Source organism: Collinsella sp. CLA-SR-H006 (assembly GCF_040097075.1).
In the GTDB taxonomy this organism is placed as follows: domain Bacteria; phylum Actinomycetota; class Coriobacteriia; order Coriobacteriales; family Coriobacteriaceae; genus Collinsella.
On sequence record NZ_JBBNPD010000002.1, the window covers coordinates 77,070 to 96,614 of the forward strand.

General features: G+C 62.9%; 13 protein-coding genes. 6 read left to right on the plus strand and 7 right to left on the minus strand.

What is annotated here, in order from left to right; translation table 11 throughout:
- Nucleotides 1–3: 3 nt before the first annotated feature.
- The 4 genes from AAA069_RS01905 to AAA069_RS01920 form a co-directional block, all read right to left on the minus strand.
- Complete coding sequence (locus AAA069_RS01905) at nucleotides 4–1,062, minus strand: ABC transporter substrate-binding protein (protein ID WP_349127417.1); 1,059 nt, start codon at nucleotides 1,060–1,062, stop codon at nucleotides 4–6.
- A 2-nt stretch (nucleotides 1,063–1,064) separates the two neighbouring features.
- Nucleotides 1,065–2,819 (minus strand): [FeFe] hydrogenase, group A, encoded by a 1,755-nt coding sequence (locus AAA069_RS01910; RefSeq protein ID WP_349127487.1) that lies wholly within the window; start codon nucleotides 2,817–2,819, stop codon nucleotides 1,065–1,067.
- A 50-nt stretch (nucleotides 2,820–2,869) separates the two neighbouring features.
- Nucleotides 2,870–4,702 (minus strand): NAD(P)-binding protein, encoded by a 1,833-nt coding sequence (locus tag AAA069_RS01915; protein WP_349127418.1) that lies wholly within the window; start codon nucleotides 4,700–4,702, stop codon nucleotides 2,870–2,872.
- A 505-nt stretch (nucleotides 4,703–5,207) separates the two neighbouring features.
- Complete coding sequence (locus tag AAA069_RS01920; protein WP_349127419.1) at nucleotides 5,208–7,457, minus strand: DEAD/DEAH box helicase; 2,250 nt, start codon at nucleotides 7,455–7,457, stop codon at nucleotides 5,208–5,210.
- Nucleotides 7,458–8,044: 587 nt separating this feature from the next.
- Here AAA069_RS01920 and AAA069_RS01925 point away from each other — a divergent pair.
- The 6 genes from AAA069_RS01925 to AAA069_RS01950 all read left to right on the plus strand — a co-directional run bounded on the left by AAA069_RS01925 (nucleotide 8,045) and on the right by AAA069_RS01950 (nucleotide 15,255).
- Nucleotides 8,045–9,007 (plus strand): FHA domain-containing protein, encoded by a 963-nt coding sequence (locus AAA069_RS01925; protein WP_349115015.1) that lies wholly within the window; start codon nucleotides 8,045–8,047, stop codon nucleotides 9,005–9,007.
- 171 nt (nucleotides 9,008–9,178) lie between these two features.
- A complete protein-coding gene (locus tag AAA069_RS01930; RefSeq protein ID WP_349127420.1) occupies nucleotides 9,179–11,263 on the plus strand; it encodes a DUF6273 domain-containing protein in 2,085 nt (694 codons plus the stop codon).
- Nucleotides 11,264–11,515: 252 nt separating this feature from the next.
- Nucleotides 11,516–13,858, plus strand: coding sequence for a heavy metal translocating P-type ATPase (locus tag AAA069_RS01935; RefSeq protein WP_349127421.1), 2,343 nt, complete (start codon nucleotides 11,516–11,518; stop codon nucleotides 13,856–13,858).
- 147 nt (nucleotides 13,859–14,005) lie between these two features.
- Nucleotides 14,006–14,227: a heavy-metal-associated domain-containing protein gene (locus tag AAA069_RS01940; RefSeq protein ID WP_006235338.1), complete on the plus strand. Its 222-nt coding sequence runs from the start codon at nucleotides 14,006–14,008 to the stop codon at nucleotides 14,225–14,227.
- Nucleotides 14,228–14,362: 135 nt separating this feature from the next.
- Nucleotides 14,363–14,635, plus strand: coding sequence for a metal-sensing transcriptional repressor (locus AAA069_RS01945; RefSeq protein WP_006235337.1), 273 nt, complete (start codon nucleotides 14,363–14,365; stop codon nucleotides 14,633–14,635).
- 146 nt (nucleotides 14,636–14,781) lie between these two features.
- The gene (locus tag AAA069_RS01950) at nucleotides 14,782–15,255 is read left to right on the plus strand and encodes a hypothetical protein (protein ID WP_117734398.1); all 474 of its coding nucleotides are present in this window, start codon (nucleotides 14,782–14,784) and stop codon (nucleotides 15,253–15,255) included.
- Between the two features lie 133 nt (nucleotides 15,256–15,388).
- Here AAA069_RS01950 and AAA069_RS01955 read toward each other — a convergent pair whose 3' ends face one another.
- The 3 genes from AAA069_RS01955 to AAA069_RS01965 form a co-directional block, all read right to left on the minus strand.
- Complete coding sequence (locus AAA069_RS01955) at nucleotides 15,389–16,759, minus strand: amidohydrolase family protein (protein ID WP_349127422.1); 1,371 nt, start codon at nucleotides 16,757–16,759, stop codon at nucleotides 15,389–15,391.
- A gap of 242 nt (nucleotides 16,760–17,001) precedes the next feature.
- Complete coding sequence (locus AAA069_RS01960; protein WP_349127423.1) at nucleotides 17,002–17,709, minus strand: hypothetical protein; 708 nt, start codon at nucleotides 17,707–17,709, stop codon at nucleotides 17,002–17,004.
- 353 nt (nucleotides 17,710–18,062) lie between these two features.
- Nucleotides 18,063–19,544: a glutamate synthase subunit beta gene (locus tag AAA069_RS01965; RefSeq protein WP_349127424.1), complete on the minus strand. Its 1,482-nt coding sequence runs from the start codon at nucleotides 19,542–19,544 to the stop codon at nucleotides 18,063–18,065.
- Nucleotide 19,545 lies beyond the last annotated feature (1 nt).

Genomic DNA, 19,545 nt, shown 5'->3' on the forward strand with positions numbered 1-19,545 from the left:
GGGCTACTCCATGTAGTAGAAATCGTCAGCCGGGGGCTTGCCGCCCACGGCGCTCGCGTCCGCATCGGCCAGCACCTGCAGGTATCCACCGAGCGCCGCCTTCATATCCTTCCCCGTCTGGCACACGAGCATGCACCCGGGAATCGCCTTTTCGGCAATCGCGGCGTTATCCACGATACCCGCATCGACCACGGCCTGAGCCCAGTCCGCCGGCGCCGCGTTCACGGCCTCAACGCTCGCAGCATGGCAGCTCAGGAATTCCGCCACGGCCTCGGGATGCTCCTCGGCAAAGGCACGGCGCACCACGGTCACGCCCGTCAGCAGGCGCGAACCCGTGTCACTTGCCAGCTCATCCCACACATCGGTCAGACTTACCGGAGCCGACAGCTTGCCTTCGCTCTTTGCGATGGCAGCGGTCTTGAACGGCTCGGGCAGCACGCCCACGGCAGACGGATCGGCAAGCAACGCCGACAGCACCTCGGTGGGCTCGCTCTTAAACTCAAGCGCCACCTGGCCGGTCAGGCCCGCGCGCTCCAGCAGGTAACTCATGACGTACTCCGGCGTGGTGCCCTTGCCCGTCATGTAGACAGTATGGCCCGCCAGATCGCCAAACGAGGCCACACTCGCGTTACCCGTCACCACGTTCAGCACGCCCAGCGTGTTGATGTCGATGACCTGCACCGCGCCCTCGGTCTTGTTGTAGAGCACGCTCGCCACGTTGGCCGGCACCAAGGCAATGTCGATATCGCCCTGAATCACCTTGGGCGCGATCTCGTCGGCGGCAGTGTTGATCGCAAAGTCGAACTCATTGTCCGTCTCGCCATCGGCAGCCTGGTCCATAAACTGCACCAGGCCAATCGAGGTCGGCCCCTTGAGCGAGGCGACGTGCACCTCGACCGGCTCGGCAGCGGCACCGTCAGCGACAGACCCGGCAGCCGAGCCCGCGGCAGACCCGGCCCCGGCAGACCCGCCGCCACAGCCAGCCAGCGCGAGCGACAGGGCGCCCACGGCGAGCGCCGAGGCAAACCCCCGGCGCGACATCTCAACATCAAACACACGCATGGCTAGCACGCCCCCTCGTTGGGCATCGACCAGGCGTGATGGTCGGTATGCAGCAACTCCTCGGCCAGCGGCGAGAGCGGCTCGCCCAAGAACTCGCGGTAGCAAGCCTGGACATCGGGATTCTCGTGCGAGAAGCGAATCTCGGCGTTCGCATCCAGGCCCCAGAGTACCTGACCACGCTCGGCCGCCAGCTCGCAGCCGTCATGGATGGGCTGACCGCCGCCACCGACGCAGCCGCCCGGGCACGCCATGACCTCGACGAAGTCATAGCTCACACGGCCGTCGCGAATCGCGTCGAGCAGACGGGCGGCGTTGCCCAGCCCGTGCGCCACGGCGACGCGCACCTTGGTACCGTCGATATCGGCCACGGCCTCCTTCCAGCCCTCGAGTCCGCGCACGTCAGTGAAGAAGTCGGCATCCGGGTTCTTGCCCGTCACCAGGTAATATGCCGAGCGCACGGCGGCCTCCATCACGCCGCCCGTGGCGCCAAAGATCACACCCGCGCCCGTGCCAAAGCCCAACGGCGTATCGAGCGGCTCCTCGACCAGCGTGTCAACGCTCACGTGGCTCGCGCGGATCATACGCACCATCTCGCGCACCGTCAGCGCAACGTCCACGTCGGGCGCGCCGCCCTCGCCCATCATGCTCGGCAGCGCACACTCGGCCTTCTTGGCCGTACACGGCATCACGGACACCACAAACAGGCGCTCGGGCTCCACGCCCAGCACCTTGGCGTAGTATGTCTTGGCGATGGCGCCGAACATCTGCTGCGGCGACTTGGACGTGGACAGACTGTCGACAAACTCCGGATAGCGCGCCTTCACAAAGCGCACCCAACCCGGGCAGCAGCTCGTAAACATGGGCCAGCCGCGGCTGTCGCCTTCGCCCTTAGCGGCGGCGCCTAGGCGCTCGAGCAGCTCGGAACCCTCCTCCATAATGGTGAGGTCGGCCGAGAAATCGGTGTCGAACACGTACTCAAAGCCAACGCGGCGCAGTGCGCAGGCCAGACGCTCAACGGTGGCCTCCTCGCGAGATATGCCGAGCTCCTCGCCCCAAGCGCTACGCACGGCAGGCGCGATCTGCACCAGCACGATCTTGTCGGGATTAGCGAGCGCGTCAAACACGGTCTCGGTATCGTCGCGCTCGCGCAGTGCGCCCGTCGGGCAATGCGTAATGCACTGGCCGCACGCGACGCAATCGGTCTTGCCGATCGGCGCGCGCCCGCGGGTACCCACGGCGGTATGCGTGGCGCGGTTGGTCAGGTCCCAAATCCCTAAGCCCTGCACGCTCTCGCACACCTTGATGCAGCGCATGCATTTAATGCACTTGTCGTTTTCGCGGATGATGGGAAAATCGAAATCCCAGCCCTCGCCCGCCAAATGCCTTTGATACGGCAGATAGAAAATGCCCAGGTCGTTGGCGATGGTCTGCAGGTTGCAGTTGCCGCTGCGCACGCAGCTCGTGCACTGCGAATCGTGCTGGGACAGCAGCAGCTGCACGTTGGTGCGACGGGCCTCGCGGGCCTTGGGGCTGTTGGTGTGGACCACCATGCCGTCGAGCACGTAGTTGTTGCAGGCGGCAACCAGCTGGTCGCAACCCTCAACCTCGACCACGCACACGCGGCAACCGCCGATCTCGTTTAGATCGCGCAGGTAGCACAGGGTGGGAATCTGAATGCCGACGGACTTGGCCGCATCCAGGATCGTGGTGTGCTCGGGCACCACGACTTCGCAGTTATCGATAATGAGCCTGACCATGTTGTGCGCTCCGTTTTCGCTGTTGTCGCCGGCGGTGGTTTTGTTGAGCTCTACCATTCCAGGTTCCTCCCTCCGCGGAACGCACCAAAGCCAAAGTGGTCGCAACGCAGGCAGCGACTCGCCTCTTGGCGTGCCTCTTCCTCGGTAAGGCCCTGTTCGACCAGATTCCAATCATGAATGCGCTCGCCGGCCTCGCGCTCGCCCAGCTCGCAGCGGCCGCACTCGTGCTTGCCCTTAAACTGAACGGTCGGCAGCTCCACGTCGAGCTTGATCTTGTGGTCGAAGCCCAGATAGCGGTCGATGTTTGCCGAAGCCACGCGGCCGGCGTTGATGGCACGGATGACGGTGGCGGGACCGGTCTGGCAGTCGCCGCCGCTAAAGAGGCCATCGAAGTTGGGCACGGCGCCGTCCGAATCGGTAACGACGCGACCCCACTTACAGGCGATGCCCATGTCCTCAAACGGCTTGAAATCGATGTCCTGGCCAATGGCCACAAACACGCGCTCGCAGGGAATGACGCGCTCGGGCGTGGCTGCGGCACGCGGGGCCGGACGCCCACGGCGAGGCTCGCCGATAATCTGCGGCTGCACGCGCAGGCCACTCACGTGACCTTCCTCGCCCGTCTCGATAGCGAGCGGTGCGGTGAGCTCCAGGACCTCGCAGCCCTCGGCCTGGGCGCCGGCAATCTCGGCATCCTGGGCCGTCATGTCGCAGATGCGGCGGCGGTAGACGATGCTCACCTTTTCGGCACCGCAGCGCACAGCAGAGCGAGCCACGTCCATGGCCACGTTGCCGCCGCCGATGACGCACACGCGCTGGCCGCTCAGGTCGGGCAGCTCGTCGTCGCCGATGGCACGCAGCATCTTGACGGCCGACTCCACGCCGGGTGCCTCTTCGCCCGGAAGACCGAGCTTCTTATCGCTGTGGGCACCGATGGCCAGGTAGACGGCATCGAATTCGTCGCGAAGACGGGCGAGCTCCTCGCCGTTGACGGAGTGGTCGAGCTCAACGTCGATACCGGCGCTCAAGATCCAGTCGATCTCGGCCTGAAGACGCTCGCGCGGCAGACGATAGCTGGGGATGCCGTAGCGCAGCATGCCGCCCAAGTGGTGACGCTGCTCAAAGATGGTCGCCTTATGGCCCATCACGGCTAGGTAGTAGGCGCAGGAAAGGCCGGCCGGGCCGCCGCCGATCACAGCGACGCGCTTACCGGTGTTGTCCACTACGTGCGGCTTGTGGTCGTTGAGGTCACTGTGCTCAACGGCAAAACGCTTGAGGGCGAGGATGTTCATGGGGTCGTCGACCATGCCGCGACGGCAGTGCATCTCGCAGGGATGCTCGCACACCAGGCCGCAGACGAGCGGCAGCGGGTTGTTCTTGCGGATGACCTTGACGGCATCGGCATAGCGGCCGGCCTCGACCAGCGAAATGTAACCGGGAATGTCGACGTGCGCCGGGCAGCCCGAGACGCACGGGACGCGGGCCTCGCGGTCAAAGCCACAGGAGTGCTCGCGGATGTGGTGCTCAAAATCGTCGCGGAAGCCGCGAATGGCCGTGAGCGCCATGGCGCCGGCCTCGTAGCCGATGGCGCAATCGCTCGAAAGGTAGATGGTGCGGGCCGTGCGCTCAATCAGGTTGAGTGTGGACTCATCGGCGCGCCCTTCGAGCACATCGGCGAGCAGGTCGCTCAGCGCGCTTAGGCCCACGCGGCAGGGCGTGCACTTGCCGCAGCTCTGGGTGGAGCACAGGTTGACGAGCGCTGCCGTAAACTCCACGGGACACGGGGCGAGCGAGCTCACCGCCAGACGACGTCCGAGCGCATCGTGCAGGTCGTCCATGACGGCCTGAGCGTGGCTGCGTTCCATTACATGCAGTCGAGCCATAAGATCCCCTCTCACATGGCAGCCCGGAGGCGAGGCCGGGCGAAATTGCTACACGCACAACACTGACCTAAAAAGTTGTTAGGTCTCCACGCAGTTCGGCAGGCGGCATGAAATGTCACCCTCAGCGGTGAAATAGAACATTACCGCAGATAAATGCCATATTTGGTAAAACGCGTTACCAAATAGCAATATCCAATGTGGAAAGGAACGCCTTACTTTTTTCCTTTTGATCCGTTTTCCTCCGTCCTCTTCGGATCACATGATCCCTTGGGGACGGAGGAAAACGGATCATTTTTGGAACAAAGGAGTCAGGCCACCATGCACCAATCATGAGTTGCGGTGAAATAGGGACTGAAAAGCCGCTCAAAAGGCCAAAACAGTTCGTATTCCACCGCAACTTCAAGACGTTGGTGCAGATTAACCTGACCTCTTTGCACCAAAAAGGGCCCCGAGCATCGTCTGCTCGGGACCCAAACTCATCTCGCCTTACCGCGCGACGCGTATGTTACTTGCGCTTGCCGCCGCCGTCGCCGGGGCGACGGGAGCTGCCACCGCGCTTGCCGCCACGGCTGTTGCCGTAGCTGCCACGGTTATCGCGACCGCCGGCACGGCCGCCACGGGAGCCGGCCTGGTTGCCGCCACGACCACCACGATAGCCGCCGCGACGCTCCTCGCGGGTATCGTCGTAGTTGCGCCAGTCATCGCGACGATCGCGGCTGGCACGCGGGTCACGACGATCACGCGACTCGTTAGAACGACCAGCGCCGCCGCGGCCGCCATTGCCGCGAGCACCCTCGCGACGCTCGCCGCCGCGGCTACCGCGCTCTTCAAAGCGCTTGCCGCCACGGGACTCACCGCCACGGGCAGTACGCTCACCGCGACCCTCGCCGCCGCGACGCTCATCACGGCCGCCGTGCTCGTCATCACGACCGGAACGACGACGGTTGCCCGCACCACGCTTGCCGCCGCGCGAGCCACGGCCCTCGTCCTCGCGCTCAACACGGCGACGACCGCCGCGATCCTCGTCCTCGCGGCGACGGCGATGTGCCTCGCCCTGGAACTGCTTGGCACGGCGCTCGGCACGGTTACCGCGCGGGGTCTGCTCGACGGCACCAGCACCACCGCGCTCCTCGGCAGCCACCTCGCGGGCCACGCTCTCCACGGCCTCGTCCACGCGAGCCTGAACGCCCTCGCGCACGCGGGTCTTGCCGCCACGCTTGGGACGGCTCGGGCGCTCGCCGTCGCCGCGACGCTCGTCGCGACCACGGTTGGAACGACCGGCCACATCGCCGTAGTCATCGCCGTTGCGCTTGCCGTCGCGACGTGCCTGCTCAAGCTTCTTCTTGCTCTTGGACTTGCCGCGCTTGGTCTTCTTCTTCACCTTAAAGGCCGCAGGGTCGCGCTCGGGATCAACCGCAGGCGGGTTGGGACCCACGTGCAGGTCGCCGGCCTCGTAGATGTCGGCGGTCTTGTCCATGAGCTTCTCGATCTCGTAGAACTCGTCCACGTCCTGCTCGGTTACAAACGTGATAGCCCAGCCCAGCTCGCCGGCACGGCCCGTACGGCCAATACGGTGGATGTAGTCGGTCGGCTCGGCCGGTACGTCAAAGTTCACGACGTAGCGCACGTCGCTAATGTCGATGCCGCGGGCAAGCACGTCGGTTGCCACCAACACGTCGACGGTACCGTCGCGGAAGGCCGAAAGCGCGCGCTCGCGCTGGGCCTGGCTGCGGTTGCCGTGAATCGCGGCGGCCTTGATGCCCTTGCGCTCCAGACGACGGCAGCAGCTGTCGGCACGGTGCTTGGTGCGCATAAAGACGATCGTGCGCTCCGGGCCCTCCTTCTTGAGAAACTCGGGCAACAGGTTGTTCTTGGCCTCGATGGACACCGGGAACACAAACTGGTCAACGGTGTCGGCGGTCGACGTGGCCGGCGCGATCTCCACGCGGGCCGGGTCGCTCACCAGGTCGGTGATCTCGCCCACGGCCTCCTCGTCGAGGGTCGCCGAGAACAGCAGCGTCTGACGCTCTGCCGGGGTCTCGCGCACAATGCGGCGGACGGCGGGTAAAAAGCCCATGTCGAGCATGCGGTCAGCCTCGTCGAGCACCAGCACCTTGACCTCGTCCAGGTGGCAGGCGCCCTGCTCGATCAGATCGACCAGACGGCCCGGCGTGGCGACCAGGATGTCGCAGCCGTACTTGAGGGCAGCGGTCTGGGGCTTGTAGCTCACGCCGCCCACGACGGTCACGGCAACGTGGCCCGTGACGTCGGCGATTTTGCTTGCGACCTCGTCGATCTGCTGGGCAAGCTCGCGCGTGGGGGTGATGACGAGCATCACGGGACCACGGCCGTTGCCCTCGGGCTTTTTAGCACCGCGACGGCGGTTGCGGCCGCCACGCTCGCGCACGGGTTTGGGAGGAGCGATGTGCTCCAGATTGTTCATAGTCGGCAGCAAAAAGGCGGCCGTCTTGCCGGTGCCGGTCTGGGCGGCGGCAAGCAAGTCGCGGCCCTCGAGCACCACGGGGATCGAGCCAGCCTGGACAGGCGTCGGCGCCGTGTAGCCCAGGTTCTCGATAGCACGAAGCATCTCGTCCGAAAGTCCCAGCTCGTCAAAGGCGGGCAGACTATCGGTAGCGGACTCGACGGCCTGGGCGGCATTTGCCTCATCGGCGGCATCGAAGGCAGCCTGGGTCATGGCCTCACGGGTCTCGTCCAGGATCTCGGCGTCCGTGACGTCGGATACAGAATTACGCATATGTTGTTGTTCCTTATCTGCACGCGCAATGGGCACGGCATGCGGCCGCGCGGGCGTGCTTTGTAGTGCGCTAATACATACAAAAACGGGTGCGCACAGAGAGGACGTTGCTCAGCACGCTGGCGATCGCTTTGGCAGCCCTATCACGCGCCGTCCAGACGCAGCAGCTCTAAGCGATGGAGCAGATTCGCCGCCGGTTAGTATACCCGTGCTTCGCATGCCCCCACGTAAACCACAGATGACGAGGCGGACGAGGTGGGCCCGGCTGATTGTCTCAATCTGTAACATCTACAGGGCAAATCTTCCTCTACGTGTTACAGATCGAGACAAACGGTCGACACAGTTCACAAACGTCTCAATCTGTAACAGTTACCGAGTAAAATCGGCCCTAATTGTTATAGATCAAGACAGAGGGGGATTTCCGTCCAGTCCAAACCAAATCTCTCAGTCTTCCTGCAATTTCGAACATGTGGCCTATAATGTTGCTTTGGTTACACTATTTATTGTGCAGCCATTTAATACGTCGCCCACCGGGGCCATTAATTCCTATCGCCATATTGGCTAGGAAGCAATCAAAGGAGGTATCCGTGGCAGCAGAGACGCCTTGCTCGGTCCTCTATAACGATATTCGCTCGTTCGGCGGTCTTAAACATCTCGAGATCGCCCGAATGCTCATCAATGGAAACTCTTATCTCGGCAGCACCCTGCTCGAGAAATGTTCTTCCAACCGCTCGTATCTCACCCGTTACATCGTCCATCGCAAGCCTGACCAGTGCGCACCCTCCATCTACAGCGACTTTACCGTCACCACACTCAACCTTTCCTCGGCAATCTGCAGCAAGCTCGGCGGCGGCGAGTCCGCCTATCGGGCAATCGCCGAGCACTATCGCGGTCCGGCCGCCAACGAAATGATGTCGGCTCTCGCCAGCTACAAGCTGGACAGCCGCCTATATGCAAATGCCCTCAATCGCATCGACAACTTCGACGGCAATGCCGTGCGCGAGAAAAGCACGCTTTACCTTATGCTCTTTGTGGCAACGGGGGCGCTCGCCGATCCCGTTCAGGGCGTGGCCACCGTCGAGCGCTTTTGCGACAGCAAGACGGGCGGGCACTTTGGCACCACCGAAACTACCGTCGGACGTGGCTTTATGAGCAGCCTGGAACAGCCGCGCACCGTCGCCCCCAATCTCGGTCTGCTCAGAACCCATGCCGACAACTGCGCCGGCATGCAAATCCATCCCCTCACACACGATCCACGCGGCACCGTGATTGGTTCTTTGCCCAAAACCTCGCCCAGCATCACCGATGTAGGCGCCGACACCTCGCGCGAGCATCTTCGCATTTGGCTCGAGGGTGAGCACTGGTACGCCCAGGGCCTTGGGTCGACCAATGGCACAGTGCTCGAATCGGGCGCGGGTGACGGCGATATCGTAATCGAGCCGCCCCGCGACCAACGAGAGCCCGGCAAAGTCTATCCCCCAGTGGAAATCGAAAACAGCGACAGGCTCCATCTGGGTCTCTACACGACATTCCTTGTCATTGTGGACTAGCGCGGACGGCGATCAAAAGACGGTCGCCGTCCGTCTTTCGTCTTCTACCTTCTGCGTCGTAAACGACAATACTCAGCGGTATACGTGGGCAGTGCGGCTATCATGGTACTTTACCGATAACCGCACTGCTCACGTATACGTGCGGCAACCCATGCCAGACAAAGGAACGCCATGGATACTACCGATAGCGCCTATGGCGACAAACTCATCCGTCTTGACACGTTCGACACCGCCGTGGCGGTCGACCCCAGCGCCGAGGACGAGGCCAAGCGTCGGTTTATGACGCTTATTCTCCAGACGGCCCACCGCAACAACGGCAACATCGGGCACGTGCTGCGCGCGACCAACACGAGCGGCGAGGTCTTTGCCGTCAAGCTACTCAAGGACAACGCCGTCCTTTCCGGCCAAGCCCCCGACCGCTCCGCCGAGCAATCGGCCGCTCACCTGGCCAACACCGCCGCGCTGTTCGAGGAGTACCGTCATCTGTGTACCGTCTCGCACCTGCGCGGATTTCTGCGCGTCTATGGCTACGGTTCATGCGAGGACGACCCGCTCATCCTCATGGAGTGGGTCGAGGGCACCTCACTCAAGCAGGCGCTGCCCCTGCTTCCGCACGACGCCTCGGGCGGGCTGACCACCCAGATGGTCGCCGCCGTCGGAAACGCCGTGCTTCGTGTGCTCTTGATGACCCAAGGCCTCGTGAACCCGGTCATCCATCGCGACCTGTCGCCTGCCAATATCATGTTCCGCACCACCAGCCGAACGCTCGAGCAGCAGATTGCCGATTGCTCCTTTGACCCCTGCCTCATCGACATGGGCTCCGCGACCATGGCTCTCGGCGACGACACGATCACCCGGTGCGCCGACATCTGGCGCTTTGCCACGCCCGCATACGCCGCGCCCGAGATGCTCACGCAGGATATCGAAGGCATCGCGGCCCTTCGCCGTTCGCCGGCAATCGACGTCTATGCGCTTTCGAGCATTCTGTACCAGCTCTACAGCGGTCGCAAACCGTTTGACTTTGAGTCGACGGACGCCGCTGCAACCGGCTCGTTCTATCTCGTAAAGACCAAGACCAAGCCGGCACCGCTCGAGCCGCGCTGCGAGGGCGATGAAGCGCTCGTCCAAATCATCATGAAGGGTCTCTCAGTCGAGCAGTGCGATCGTCCCACCGAGCAGCAGATGCTCGAGGTGCTCTCGGCATACCTCACCGATGCCGAATCCGAGGGCCGCGAAGGCACAGGAGACGAGGCCGCGATTGATATCGATTCTGGCACGCACCTTAAGGTCGACGTCGCCGGCGAGCGCGCACGAGAGATCCTGAATCAGGCCCGCCACGATGCCATGACCCGCCGCCGCTTTATTATCGGCGGCGCTATCGCAGCCGTTGCGGGGCTCAGCGTTATCGGGGCGGCAACCCATGGCTTTGGCATCCCCGACTACCTTGACGGCATCCGCGGTTCACTTGACGACTACACCTGGGATCAGCTGCAGGAGATTTCGCTCAAGATTAAGGCCGCCGAGACCCGTAGCGAGGCACGCGAGATTGCCAAGCGCTATCATCTGCTCAATGCCGATGGGCATATCCCCTATCCGTGTACCAAGCGTGTCACGCTCACCAACGGGCTGCAGGTTGGCGCGCAGCTTGTGGGCATCCGCCACGATGAGCTTCTGGACGGGACGGGCAAGGCCGGACTGACGTTTATGTTCGATGCGGGTATTGCCGAGCGCAACGCTGCGGCTGAACCGCCGAGCGCCGGCTGGGCAGATTGCGAGCTGCGGGAATGGCTCAACGGCGACGGCCTTAAGCTGCTGCCCAACGAGTTGCGCGCACTCATTAAAGGGGTCAAGAAGGTCTCGAACAATGTGGGCGCCGCCAACAGCGCATCGTGCCTGAGCGAGTTGCCCGCAACCCTTTGGCTGCCCGCCATGGTCGAGCTGTGCGGTACGCAACCGCCCGATTCGTTTACCGAGGGCTATCACTACCTGGCAGACATCTACAACGGCGAGGGCAAGGAGTATCAGCTCTTCCGCGAGCTCAAGGTGAGCCCGTATTCCACGAACGAGACGATGGTCCGCCAGTGGAAGGGCAAGGACACCTGTTGGTGGGAGCGCACGGTGAGCCCCGACACATCGGAGAGCGAAGGCACGCTCTATATGAACCGCGTGGGGCACGACGGCGACGTCTTTACGTACGCAACGCCTGCGGAAAAGCCAAACAAGCTAACCTGTGTGATCCCCGGGTTCTGTATCTAGGCGGCGGGCGTCTTGCCGTGACGGGACCCCTCCTCGGCAATTGTCTCGATCTGTAACAGTTACTCGACAAAAACGGGTCTAGTTGTTACAGATTGAGACATTAGACCGGCTACGGTCCGCCGACCTGGCTATCACCTCGACCAATACTAGAATGTCATACATTTCAATCTCCACTGTACACCCCCAGGGGGTATGGGTGTATAGTATCAGCAGGTTAACAATTCCAACACCGAACCACAGAAAGGAGAAGCCATGGCTCAAGATAAGTTTGACGTGGGCGGCATGACGTGCGCCGCGTGCCAAGCGCACGTGGACCGCGCCGTGAGCAAGCTCGACGGCGTCGAGAGCGTCGCGGTCAACCTGCTCGCCGGTTCCATGATGGTCGACTATGACCCCGCGCAGGTCTCCCCCGACGATATCTGCACCGCCGTCGACCGTGCCGGCTACTCGGCCTCGCCCGTCGATGCGGGCACCGGTGCCGCCGGCTCAAACGGCAGCACGCAAGCCAGGTCCGGCGCCGCCCACATGGAGTCGCCAACCAAAAAGCTGGAGGCCGCCGCCTCTGCCATGCGCACCCGCCTCATCATCTCGATCGTATTCCTCATCCCACTGTTCTACATAGGCATGGGGCACATGCTTGGTTGGCCGCTGCCTAGTGTCTTCACCGACCATACCCACAGCATGACACTCGCCCTCACCGAGCTCGTCCTGCTCATCCCCATCGTCTATGTCAACGACGCGTACTTTATAAACGGGTTTAAATCGCTCGCGCACGGCGCGCCCACCATGGACGCCCTTATTGCCGTGGGTGCCACCGCCTCCATCGCCTGGTCGCTCTACGCCATGTTCATCATGGCCGACCAGCTGGCCACAGGTCAGGTGCACGAGGCAATGATGACGGGCATGGACAACCTGTATTTTGAGAGCGCCGGCACCATCCTGTCGCTCGTCACCGTAGGCAAATACCTCGAGACGCGCAGCAAGTCCAAGACCGGCGGCGCCATCGAGGCGCTCATCGACCTAGCACCCAAGAACGCGACCGTCGTGGCAGAGGACGGCACCGAGACCACTGTGGACGTCGACGCCATCCTACCCGGTCAGGTGCTGCGCGTGCGCCCCGGCGAGTCCATCCCCGTTGACGGCGTGGTGCTCGAGGGCAGCTCGGCCGTGGACGAAAGTGCGCTGACCGGCGAATCCATTCCCGTGGAGAAGACCGCCGGCGACACTGTCAACGCGGCCACGGTCAACCGCACGGGCTCGTTTACCTTCCGCGCCACGCGCGTGGGCGCCGACACGTCGCTCGCCAAGATTATCCAGCTCGTCGAGGATGCCAACGCCACCAAGGCGCCCATCGCCCGCCTGGCCGACAAGGTCGCCGGCGTGTTTGTGCCCGTGGTATTCGTGATCTCGGCCGTGACCTTTGTGGTGTGGATGGCACTGACCAGCGACGTGAATGAGGCGCTCACCTCCGCCGTCGCTGTGCTGGTGATCAGCTGCCCGTGCGCGCTGGGCCTGGCCACGCCCGTCGCCATTATGGTCGGCACCGGCAAGGGCGCCGAGATGGGCATTCTGTTTAAGAGCGCCGAGGCGCTGGAGAACCTGCGCAGCGTGGGCACCGTGGTGCTCGATAAGACGGGCACCGTCACCCGCGGTAAGCCTGCCGTGACCGATATCGTGGTAGCCACGCGCGCCGACGGCTCGCCCGCCATGAGCGAAAAGGCGCTGCTCAAGCTGGCCGCCGCGTTGGAGCGCTCGAGCGAGCACCCGCTGGCCGAGGCGATTATGGCCGAGTGCGAGACACGCGGGATCGTCGCACGCATGGTCGAGGACTTTGCCGCCGTGCCCGGTCGCGGCGTTACGGCGCGCGAGGGGCAAAACGCCATTGCAGCCGGCAACGTACGCCTGATGAACGAGTTGGGCGTTACCGTGCCCGCGGGTCTTGCCGAGCAATTTGCCGCCGAGGGCAAGACGCCGCTGTTCTTTGCCAAGAACGGCGAGCTTGCCGGCACCGTTGCCGTGGCTGACGAGGTCAAGGAGACGAGCGCCGGGGCCATCGCCGCACTGCGCTCGCTTGGCGTCGACGTGCGCATGCTCACCGGCGACAACCGCGTCACCGCCGAAGCGATCGCCCGCCGCGTGGGGCTGAGCAGCGAACAGGTCATCGCCGACGTTCTCCCCGCCGACAAGGAACGCCACGTGCGCGAGCTGCAGGATGCGGGCAGCAAGGTCGCCATGGTGGGCGACGGCATCAACGACTCCCCCGCCCTGGCGCGCGCCGACGTGGGCCTTGCGATCGGCACCGGCGCCGACATCGCCAAGGAGGGCGCCGACGTGGTACTCATGCGCAGCGACCTCATGGACGTCGCCCGCGCCATCGAGCTTTCGCGCGCCACGATTCGCAACATCAAGCAGGACCTGTTCTGGGCGCTGTTCTACAACGGCATCGGCATTCCACTCGCCGCGGGCGTGTTCTTCCCCCTCACGGGTTGGCAACTCTCGCCGATGTTTGGCGCCGCGGCCATGAGCCTGTCGAGCGTGTGCGTCGTAAGCAATGCGCTGCGCTTAAAATCCTTTAAGCCAAAAGTGGCAAAATAAGCCCACCATTAAGTCCATTTAGAACGGGTTTTCCAGGTGCCCGAGATTGACCTGAAAGAGGAGCGACGCGTACTTTGGTACGCGAGCGACGGCTTGAAGGTCAAGGTCGGGTGCCTGGGAAAGCCGACATAACAGAGAGGAATACCCATGCGTTACACAATCAAGACTTCCGGCCTCATGTGCGGTCACTGCGACGCCACCGTCGAGACGGCACTGCTCAACGTTGCCGGCGTGACCGATGCCGATGCCGATCACGAGACTCAGACCGTACAGGTGGAGTGCGCCGACACCGTGACCGCTGAGCAGCTCGCTGCCGCCGTCGAGGGCGCCGGCGAGAAGTTCCACGCCCTATCCGTGACCGCCGCGTAGCAGACGCCGCCTACTGAATCCTCAGAAGTTGCGGTGAAATACGGACTGTTGTGCCGCCCTAGGCCTTTAAACGGTCCGTATTTCACCGCAACTGACGGGGATATCCGAAAGATCGACCAGAAACGAGGACCCGCCATGATGGCAGACCACAAATCGGTGACCCGCATGCTCAAGACGGCACGCGGCCAGATCGACGGCATCTTGCGGATGGTCGAGGAGGACCGCTACTGCGTCGATATTTCCACGCAGCTCATGGCAACGCAGGCGCTCATTGCGCGCATCAACGCCGACGTGCTCAAGGCGCATATCGAGGGCTGCGTAACTTCGGCAATCGAATCGGGCGACGAAGACCTCAAAGCCGCCAAGCTCGCCGAAATCGAACGCGTCGTCGACAAGCTCTCCAAGTAATAGGGGCATTGGGGACAGACTTCTTTGCACCGTCTTGGTATTCCGGGGACAGGTATGTTTGCACCACATTGGTGCAGATTAACCTGTCCCCCTTGCTCTAAATCGGGTATAAAGGCGTGCAGCATATCGAACGAAAGGCAATTTGCATGAATGACTTTATGAAGGGTCGCAATGGCGCCGATGAACTCACCATCGTGATGGGTTTTGCCGGCATCGTCATCGCGATGATCGGATCGATAGCCCGCATCCAGTGGCTCAGCTGGATTGCCATCGCCGTAATCGTGATTGGCGTGCTGCGCGGCCTGTCCAAAAATATCGACGCACGTCGCAAGGAGAACGAGGCCTTTGTCGCCGCGACTGCAAACGTACCCGGCTTGGGCAAGTTTGTAGCCAGCTTGGGCGGCGGAGCTGCAGCGGCCAACGCCTCGCGCGCAGCCGGTACTAGCAAGGAAGACTTTGAACGTGCCAAGCGCACGGCCAAAAAGATGTGGAAGGGTCGCAAGACCACGGCATACCTCAAGTGTCCCAACTGCGGCCAGATGCTCTCCGTCCCCAAGGGCAAAGGCAAGATCCGCGTCACCTGCCCCAAGTGCCACGCCAAGATGGAAACCCGCTCCTAGCGCCCGCACGCGGGACAAATAAATCAGGTTTGTTTGTCCCAAATCTTAAGTATTTGTTCGATAAAAAAGCCGAGGCCTCGTGTTGAGACCTCGGCTTTTTGTATGCGGTAACAGAGTTGTCCCTTTGTCACACCTATGCCACGCCGTCGCGGGCGAGCTCCTCGGCCAGTGCCTCGGACGGCATGGCCATAATCGTGTCGAGCTCGGCGTCCACCTCGGGAATACGCTTCACCTTGAGTTTGCGCACCAGATCACCACGGCACATCACGTACGCCGGCTCACGCAGTGCGCACAGGTCATCGAGCGGGTTCTTGCGCGTCACCAGGATATCGGCGGCCTTGCCGCACTCGATTGTGCCGGTCTCGCCGCCCAGCCCCAGCAGCTCGGCATTGACCTGCGTGGCCGTATGCAGCGCGAAGGCGTTACTCACACCCACGTACTTGGCAAAATAGGCCACCTCACGCCACATGTCGTACTGCGTCACGAACGGGCAGCTCGAGTCCGTGCCAAGGCCCACCTTAACGCCAGCTTCCAGTGCGGCACGGGCGCTCTCGATGATGCCCGAGCACACGATGTCGCCGTTCTTCTTTTGTGTATCGGTCGAATGGGTCTTTTCCGGGTCGAGCAATACAAACGGCAGCGCCGGGCTGATCGTGCAGGTAACGCTGGGCGCACGCCCCTCGAGCTGCGTGCCCGCGGCGCCACGGTACAGCTCCAGAATCTCGGACGTCAACGGAGCGCCGTGCTCAATCGTGTCAACGCCGGCCTCAAGCGCAACCTTCACACCCTCGGTACTCTCGACATGGGCCATGACCGGAAGGCCCATATCGTGCGCCGCCTTGCACGCCGCCGCGGCAACCTCCACCGGCATACGCAGCACGCCCGGCTCGCCCACCTCGGTCGCATCGAACACACCGCCCGTTACGAACAGCTTAATGACGTCGGCACCGCGCGCATACAGGTCGCGCACCTGTTCGGCTGCCTCGGCGGGACTGTTTGCCACCTGGGCGAACAAGCCCGCACCATGGCCGCCCGGCACCGTGACGCCCGTTCCCGGCGCCACCAGGCGAGGACCTTGATACTTGCCGGCGTCGATGGCATTACGAACGGCGATGTCGGCAAACAGTGGGTCGCCCGCGCCGCGCACCGTGGTCACGCCGCTTGCCAGTTGTTGTTGGGCGCTGCCCTTAAGAATATGGCGCACGATGGCGCGCCCCACGGGATTATCGAGCTTCTTCATCAGCGCGCCCGCATCGCCCGCCGAAACCGGCTTGCCCGAACCGCACAGATGCACATGCATATTGATGAGACCGGGCATGAGATACGCACCTGCCAGGTCGATGACCTCGGCACCTGCAGGTGCCTGCGCCACAGCACTCGGCCCCATCCACGTGATGACGCCGCGCTCAACAGTCACGGCCATATCGGGTTGCGGCTCCATATGCTCCGAACCATCCAGGACGGTCGCATTGATAAACAACGTGGAACGATCGGTAGATGCCATATCGAGCTCCTCCCTCACGATTAACATGAACATTTGTTCATTATCACCTAGTCCCGCTGGATTGCTGCAGACGCATCGGTTAACGGAGGGAAGAGGGGATGTGGGGGACGGAATACGTTGCAGCCCCATCCCAGCAACATCAGGGGAATGTCTCGATCTGTAACAGTTACGGGCTCAAACAGCCGCCAAGCGTTACAGATCGAGACAAATAGACACGCGACGGCGCTGCGACAGCCCATCCCCTACTCCCACTCCTGCTCGTAGATGTTGAGCGACTTCACGTACCGCCCCTGGGCGCCCATAATGTCGCGGACCAGGCGCAAAAAGAAGCTGATGCACGAGGTGTCAAAGCCGTCCTGCAGATCCTCGGGATGCACCGCACCCGGCCCATCGACCGCCGTGTCACTCAGGCGCGCGATGTCATACAGATAGAGCTGCCCCGCCGTCAGCCAGACATCGTCGACGCAGGCGAGGCGCACCGCAATCGCACCGTCGCTCCAATGCTCCTTTTGCACGATATGCGGGTCGTAGACATCAAAGCGACGGTCGGCACGCGTATCCTTCAGCGCAACCATGCCGTTCGCAGGATCCTTGTCCAAAATGCCAAAGCGCGAGAAATACTGCGTGTCGCGTACCTGCTCGAGCCGCTTGAGCGAGGCAGGCGAAAGCGATGCCGGCGGTTCGTCAACATACAGCTCGAGCAGCGTCTTGCCATGGCGATAGGGGCGCTCGAAGAGCAGCCAATCGGTAAATGCCATGTTGTAGGCCATGATTTCGTTTTGCGAAGGCTCGGTGCAATAGCTGAGCCACGGGTCGACAATGATCTCGAACTGTTCGCGTGCCGGCTCCAAAAACTGGAACTTCCGCAGCATCCAAAAATGGGCCATGTCGGCAATATCGTTGCCGACGGCTTCGGCCAGCTGCGCTCGGTCTAAAACGTGGTCAGTCACGGCATCCTCCTCAAACTGATGAACCTCAATTTGAGCTTACGAGGAGGGCGGGCAGCCACGACCAGCGCGGGCAAAATAGGCCTCCGGCTGCAAACCAGATGCTGACCAAACACTTGACGGGATGCTTGACCGAAAATGCGCACCGCAACAAAACAGCATGTAAACATAGACGGCCAACCCGCCCTTTTGAGCCAGATACCCGCAGCCACCACAGAAACAACAGGTGACCACAGCCTAAGAAGTCGACAAATGAACACCCGTACGTCGACAAACGAGCAAATCGCTCGCAAAGAGTGTCCCCAACGACTAGACAAAAAATGACTAGTCATTGGGGACGTTCTTAAATGACTACTTTACAGCTCCAGCGCGTCGGCGACTTCGGCGGCGCAGGCCAGGGAGTCCGCCATGGCGCTCACCACGAGCGAGCTGCCGTTGCGAGCGTCACCGGCAACATACACCGGCGCGGCATCCGCGGCGACGCCCTCGCCACGCGCCGCAAGATGCGAGCCCTCGGCGGCCATCACAGGCAGCGGACGACCAGCGGTGGCAACGGGCACGCCAACGGCGTCGAACACACTGTGCTCCGGGCCCGTGAAGCCGCAGGCGATGAGCACCAGCTGCGCCGGTACCTCGTGCTCGGAGCCCGCGATGCGCTCGGGCTTTCCCGCCGACCAGTCCAGATCGACCACGCGCAGACCCGCAGCCGCACCCTTCTTGTCCAGCAGCACCTCGAGCGTATCCACGCCCCAGGCACGCATCTCGCCACCCATCGCAGCGATAGCCTCCTGCTGGCCGTAGTCGGTCTTCTTAACGTTGGGCCACTGCGGCCAGGGGTTGCTCGCCGCGCGCACATCAGGCGCCGCCGGCAAGAACTCAAACTGGCGCACGCTGCGCGCACCCTGACGTACCGCGGTGCCCACGCAGTCGTTACCGGTATCGCCGCCGCCAATGACCACGACGTCCAGGCCGCGTGCATCGATGACAGGCTCGCCGCCATCGAGCACCGAGACGGTCGAGGCCGTCAGGTAGTCCACGGCATACACCACGCCGGGCGCGTCAATATTCTCAGCAGCCAGTCCACGCGGGGCGCGAGCACCGGCAGCCACCACGACAGCGTCAAAGCCATTGAGCTTGGCCGCCACCGCAGGGTTCGTAACGTCAGCACCCAGCTCAAACACAATGCCCAGCTCGCGCATGAGTGCCACGCGACGCTCGACCACAGACTTCTCGAGCTTCATGTTGGGAATGCCGTACATGAGCAAACCACCCGGACGGTCATCACGCTCAAACACCGTCACGCGCGCGCCGCGACGCGCAAGTTCCCATGCAGTCACCAGGCCAGCCGGGCCAGAGCCAATCACAGCGACCGTGGGCGCATCCTCCCCTGCCGGCTCAAAGCGGCGCGGACCGCCATTTGCCCACTCATGGTCGCTGATCGCACGCTCGTTGTCATGGATCGTCGTGGGTTGGCCATCGACCGAACCCAGGTTGCACGCGGCCTCGCACAACGCCGGGCACACGCGACTCGTAAACTCGGGCATGGGCGAGGTGAGCGACAGGCGCTCGGCAGCCTCATCCCAGTGGCCGCGGTACACCAGCTCATTCCACTCGGGAATCAGGTTGTGCAGCGGGCAGCCGCTCGGGTGTGCCTTGCCAAAGCTCGCGCCCATCTGACAAAACGCCACACCGCACATCATGCAGCGGCTCGCCTGGGCACGGCGCGCATCGTCGTCGAGCTCCACGTACAGCGGATCGAAATCGCGGCTGCGCTCCTCCACGGGGCGCAGCTCGTGGGTCACGCGATCGATATCAAGAAAAGCACCGGGCTTACCCATG

Excerpts from the sequence above, each read along its gene's own strand:
- AAA069_RS01905 (WP_349127417.1), bottom strand. The coding sequence starts at position 1,062 with ATGCGTGTGTTTGATGTTGAGATGTCGCGCCGGGGGTTTGCCTCGGCG.
- AAA069_RS01910 (WP_349127487.1), bottom strand. The coding sequence starts at position 2,819 with ATGGTCAGGCTCATTATCGATAACTGCGAAGTCGTGGTGCCCGAGCAC.
- AAA069_RS01915 (WP_349127418.1), bottom strand. The coding sequence starts at position 4,702 with ATGGCTCGACTGCATGTAATGGAACGCAGCCACGCTCAGGCCGTCATG.
- AAA069_RS01920 (WP_349127419.1), bottom strand. The coding sequence starts at position 7,457 with ATGCGTAATTCTGTATCCGACGTCACGGACGCCGAGATCCTGGACGAG.
- AAA069_RS01930 (WP_349127420.1), top strand. The coding sequence starts at position 9,179 with ATGGATACTACCGATAGCGCCTATGGCGACAAACTCATCCGTCTTGAC.
- AAA069_RS01935 (WP_349127421.1), top strand. The coding sequence starts at position 11,516 with ATGGCTCAAGATAAGTTTGACGTGGGCGGCATGACGTGCGCCGCGTGC.
- AAA069_RS01940 (WP_006235338.1), top strand. The coding sequence starts at position 14,006 with ATGCGTTACACAATCAAGACTTCCGGCCTCATGTGCGGTCACTGCGAC.
- AAA069_RS01945 (WP_006235337.1), top strand. The coding sequence starts at position 14,363 with ATGATGGCAGACCACAAATCGGTGACCCGCATGCTCAAGACGGCACGC.
- AAA069_RS01950 (WP_117734398.1), top strand. The coding sequence starts at position 14,782 with ATGAATGACTTTATGAAGGGTCGCAATGGCGCCGATGAACTCACCATC.
- AAA069_RS01955 (WP_349127422.1), bottom strand. The coding sequence starts at position 16,759 with ATGGCATCTACCGATCGTTCCACGTTGTTTATCAATGCGACCGTCCTG.
- AAA069_RS01965 (WP_349127424.1), bottom strand. The coding sequence starts at position 19,544 with ATGGGTAAGCCCGGTGCTTTTCTTGATATCGATCGCGTGACCCACGAG.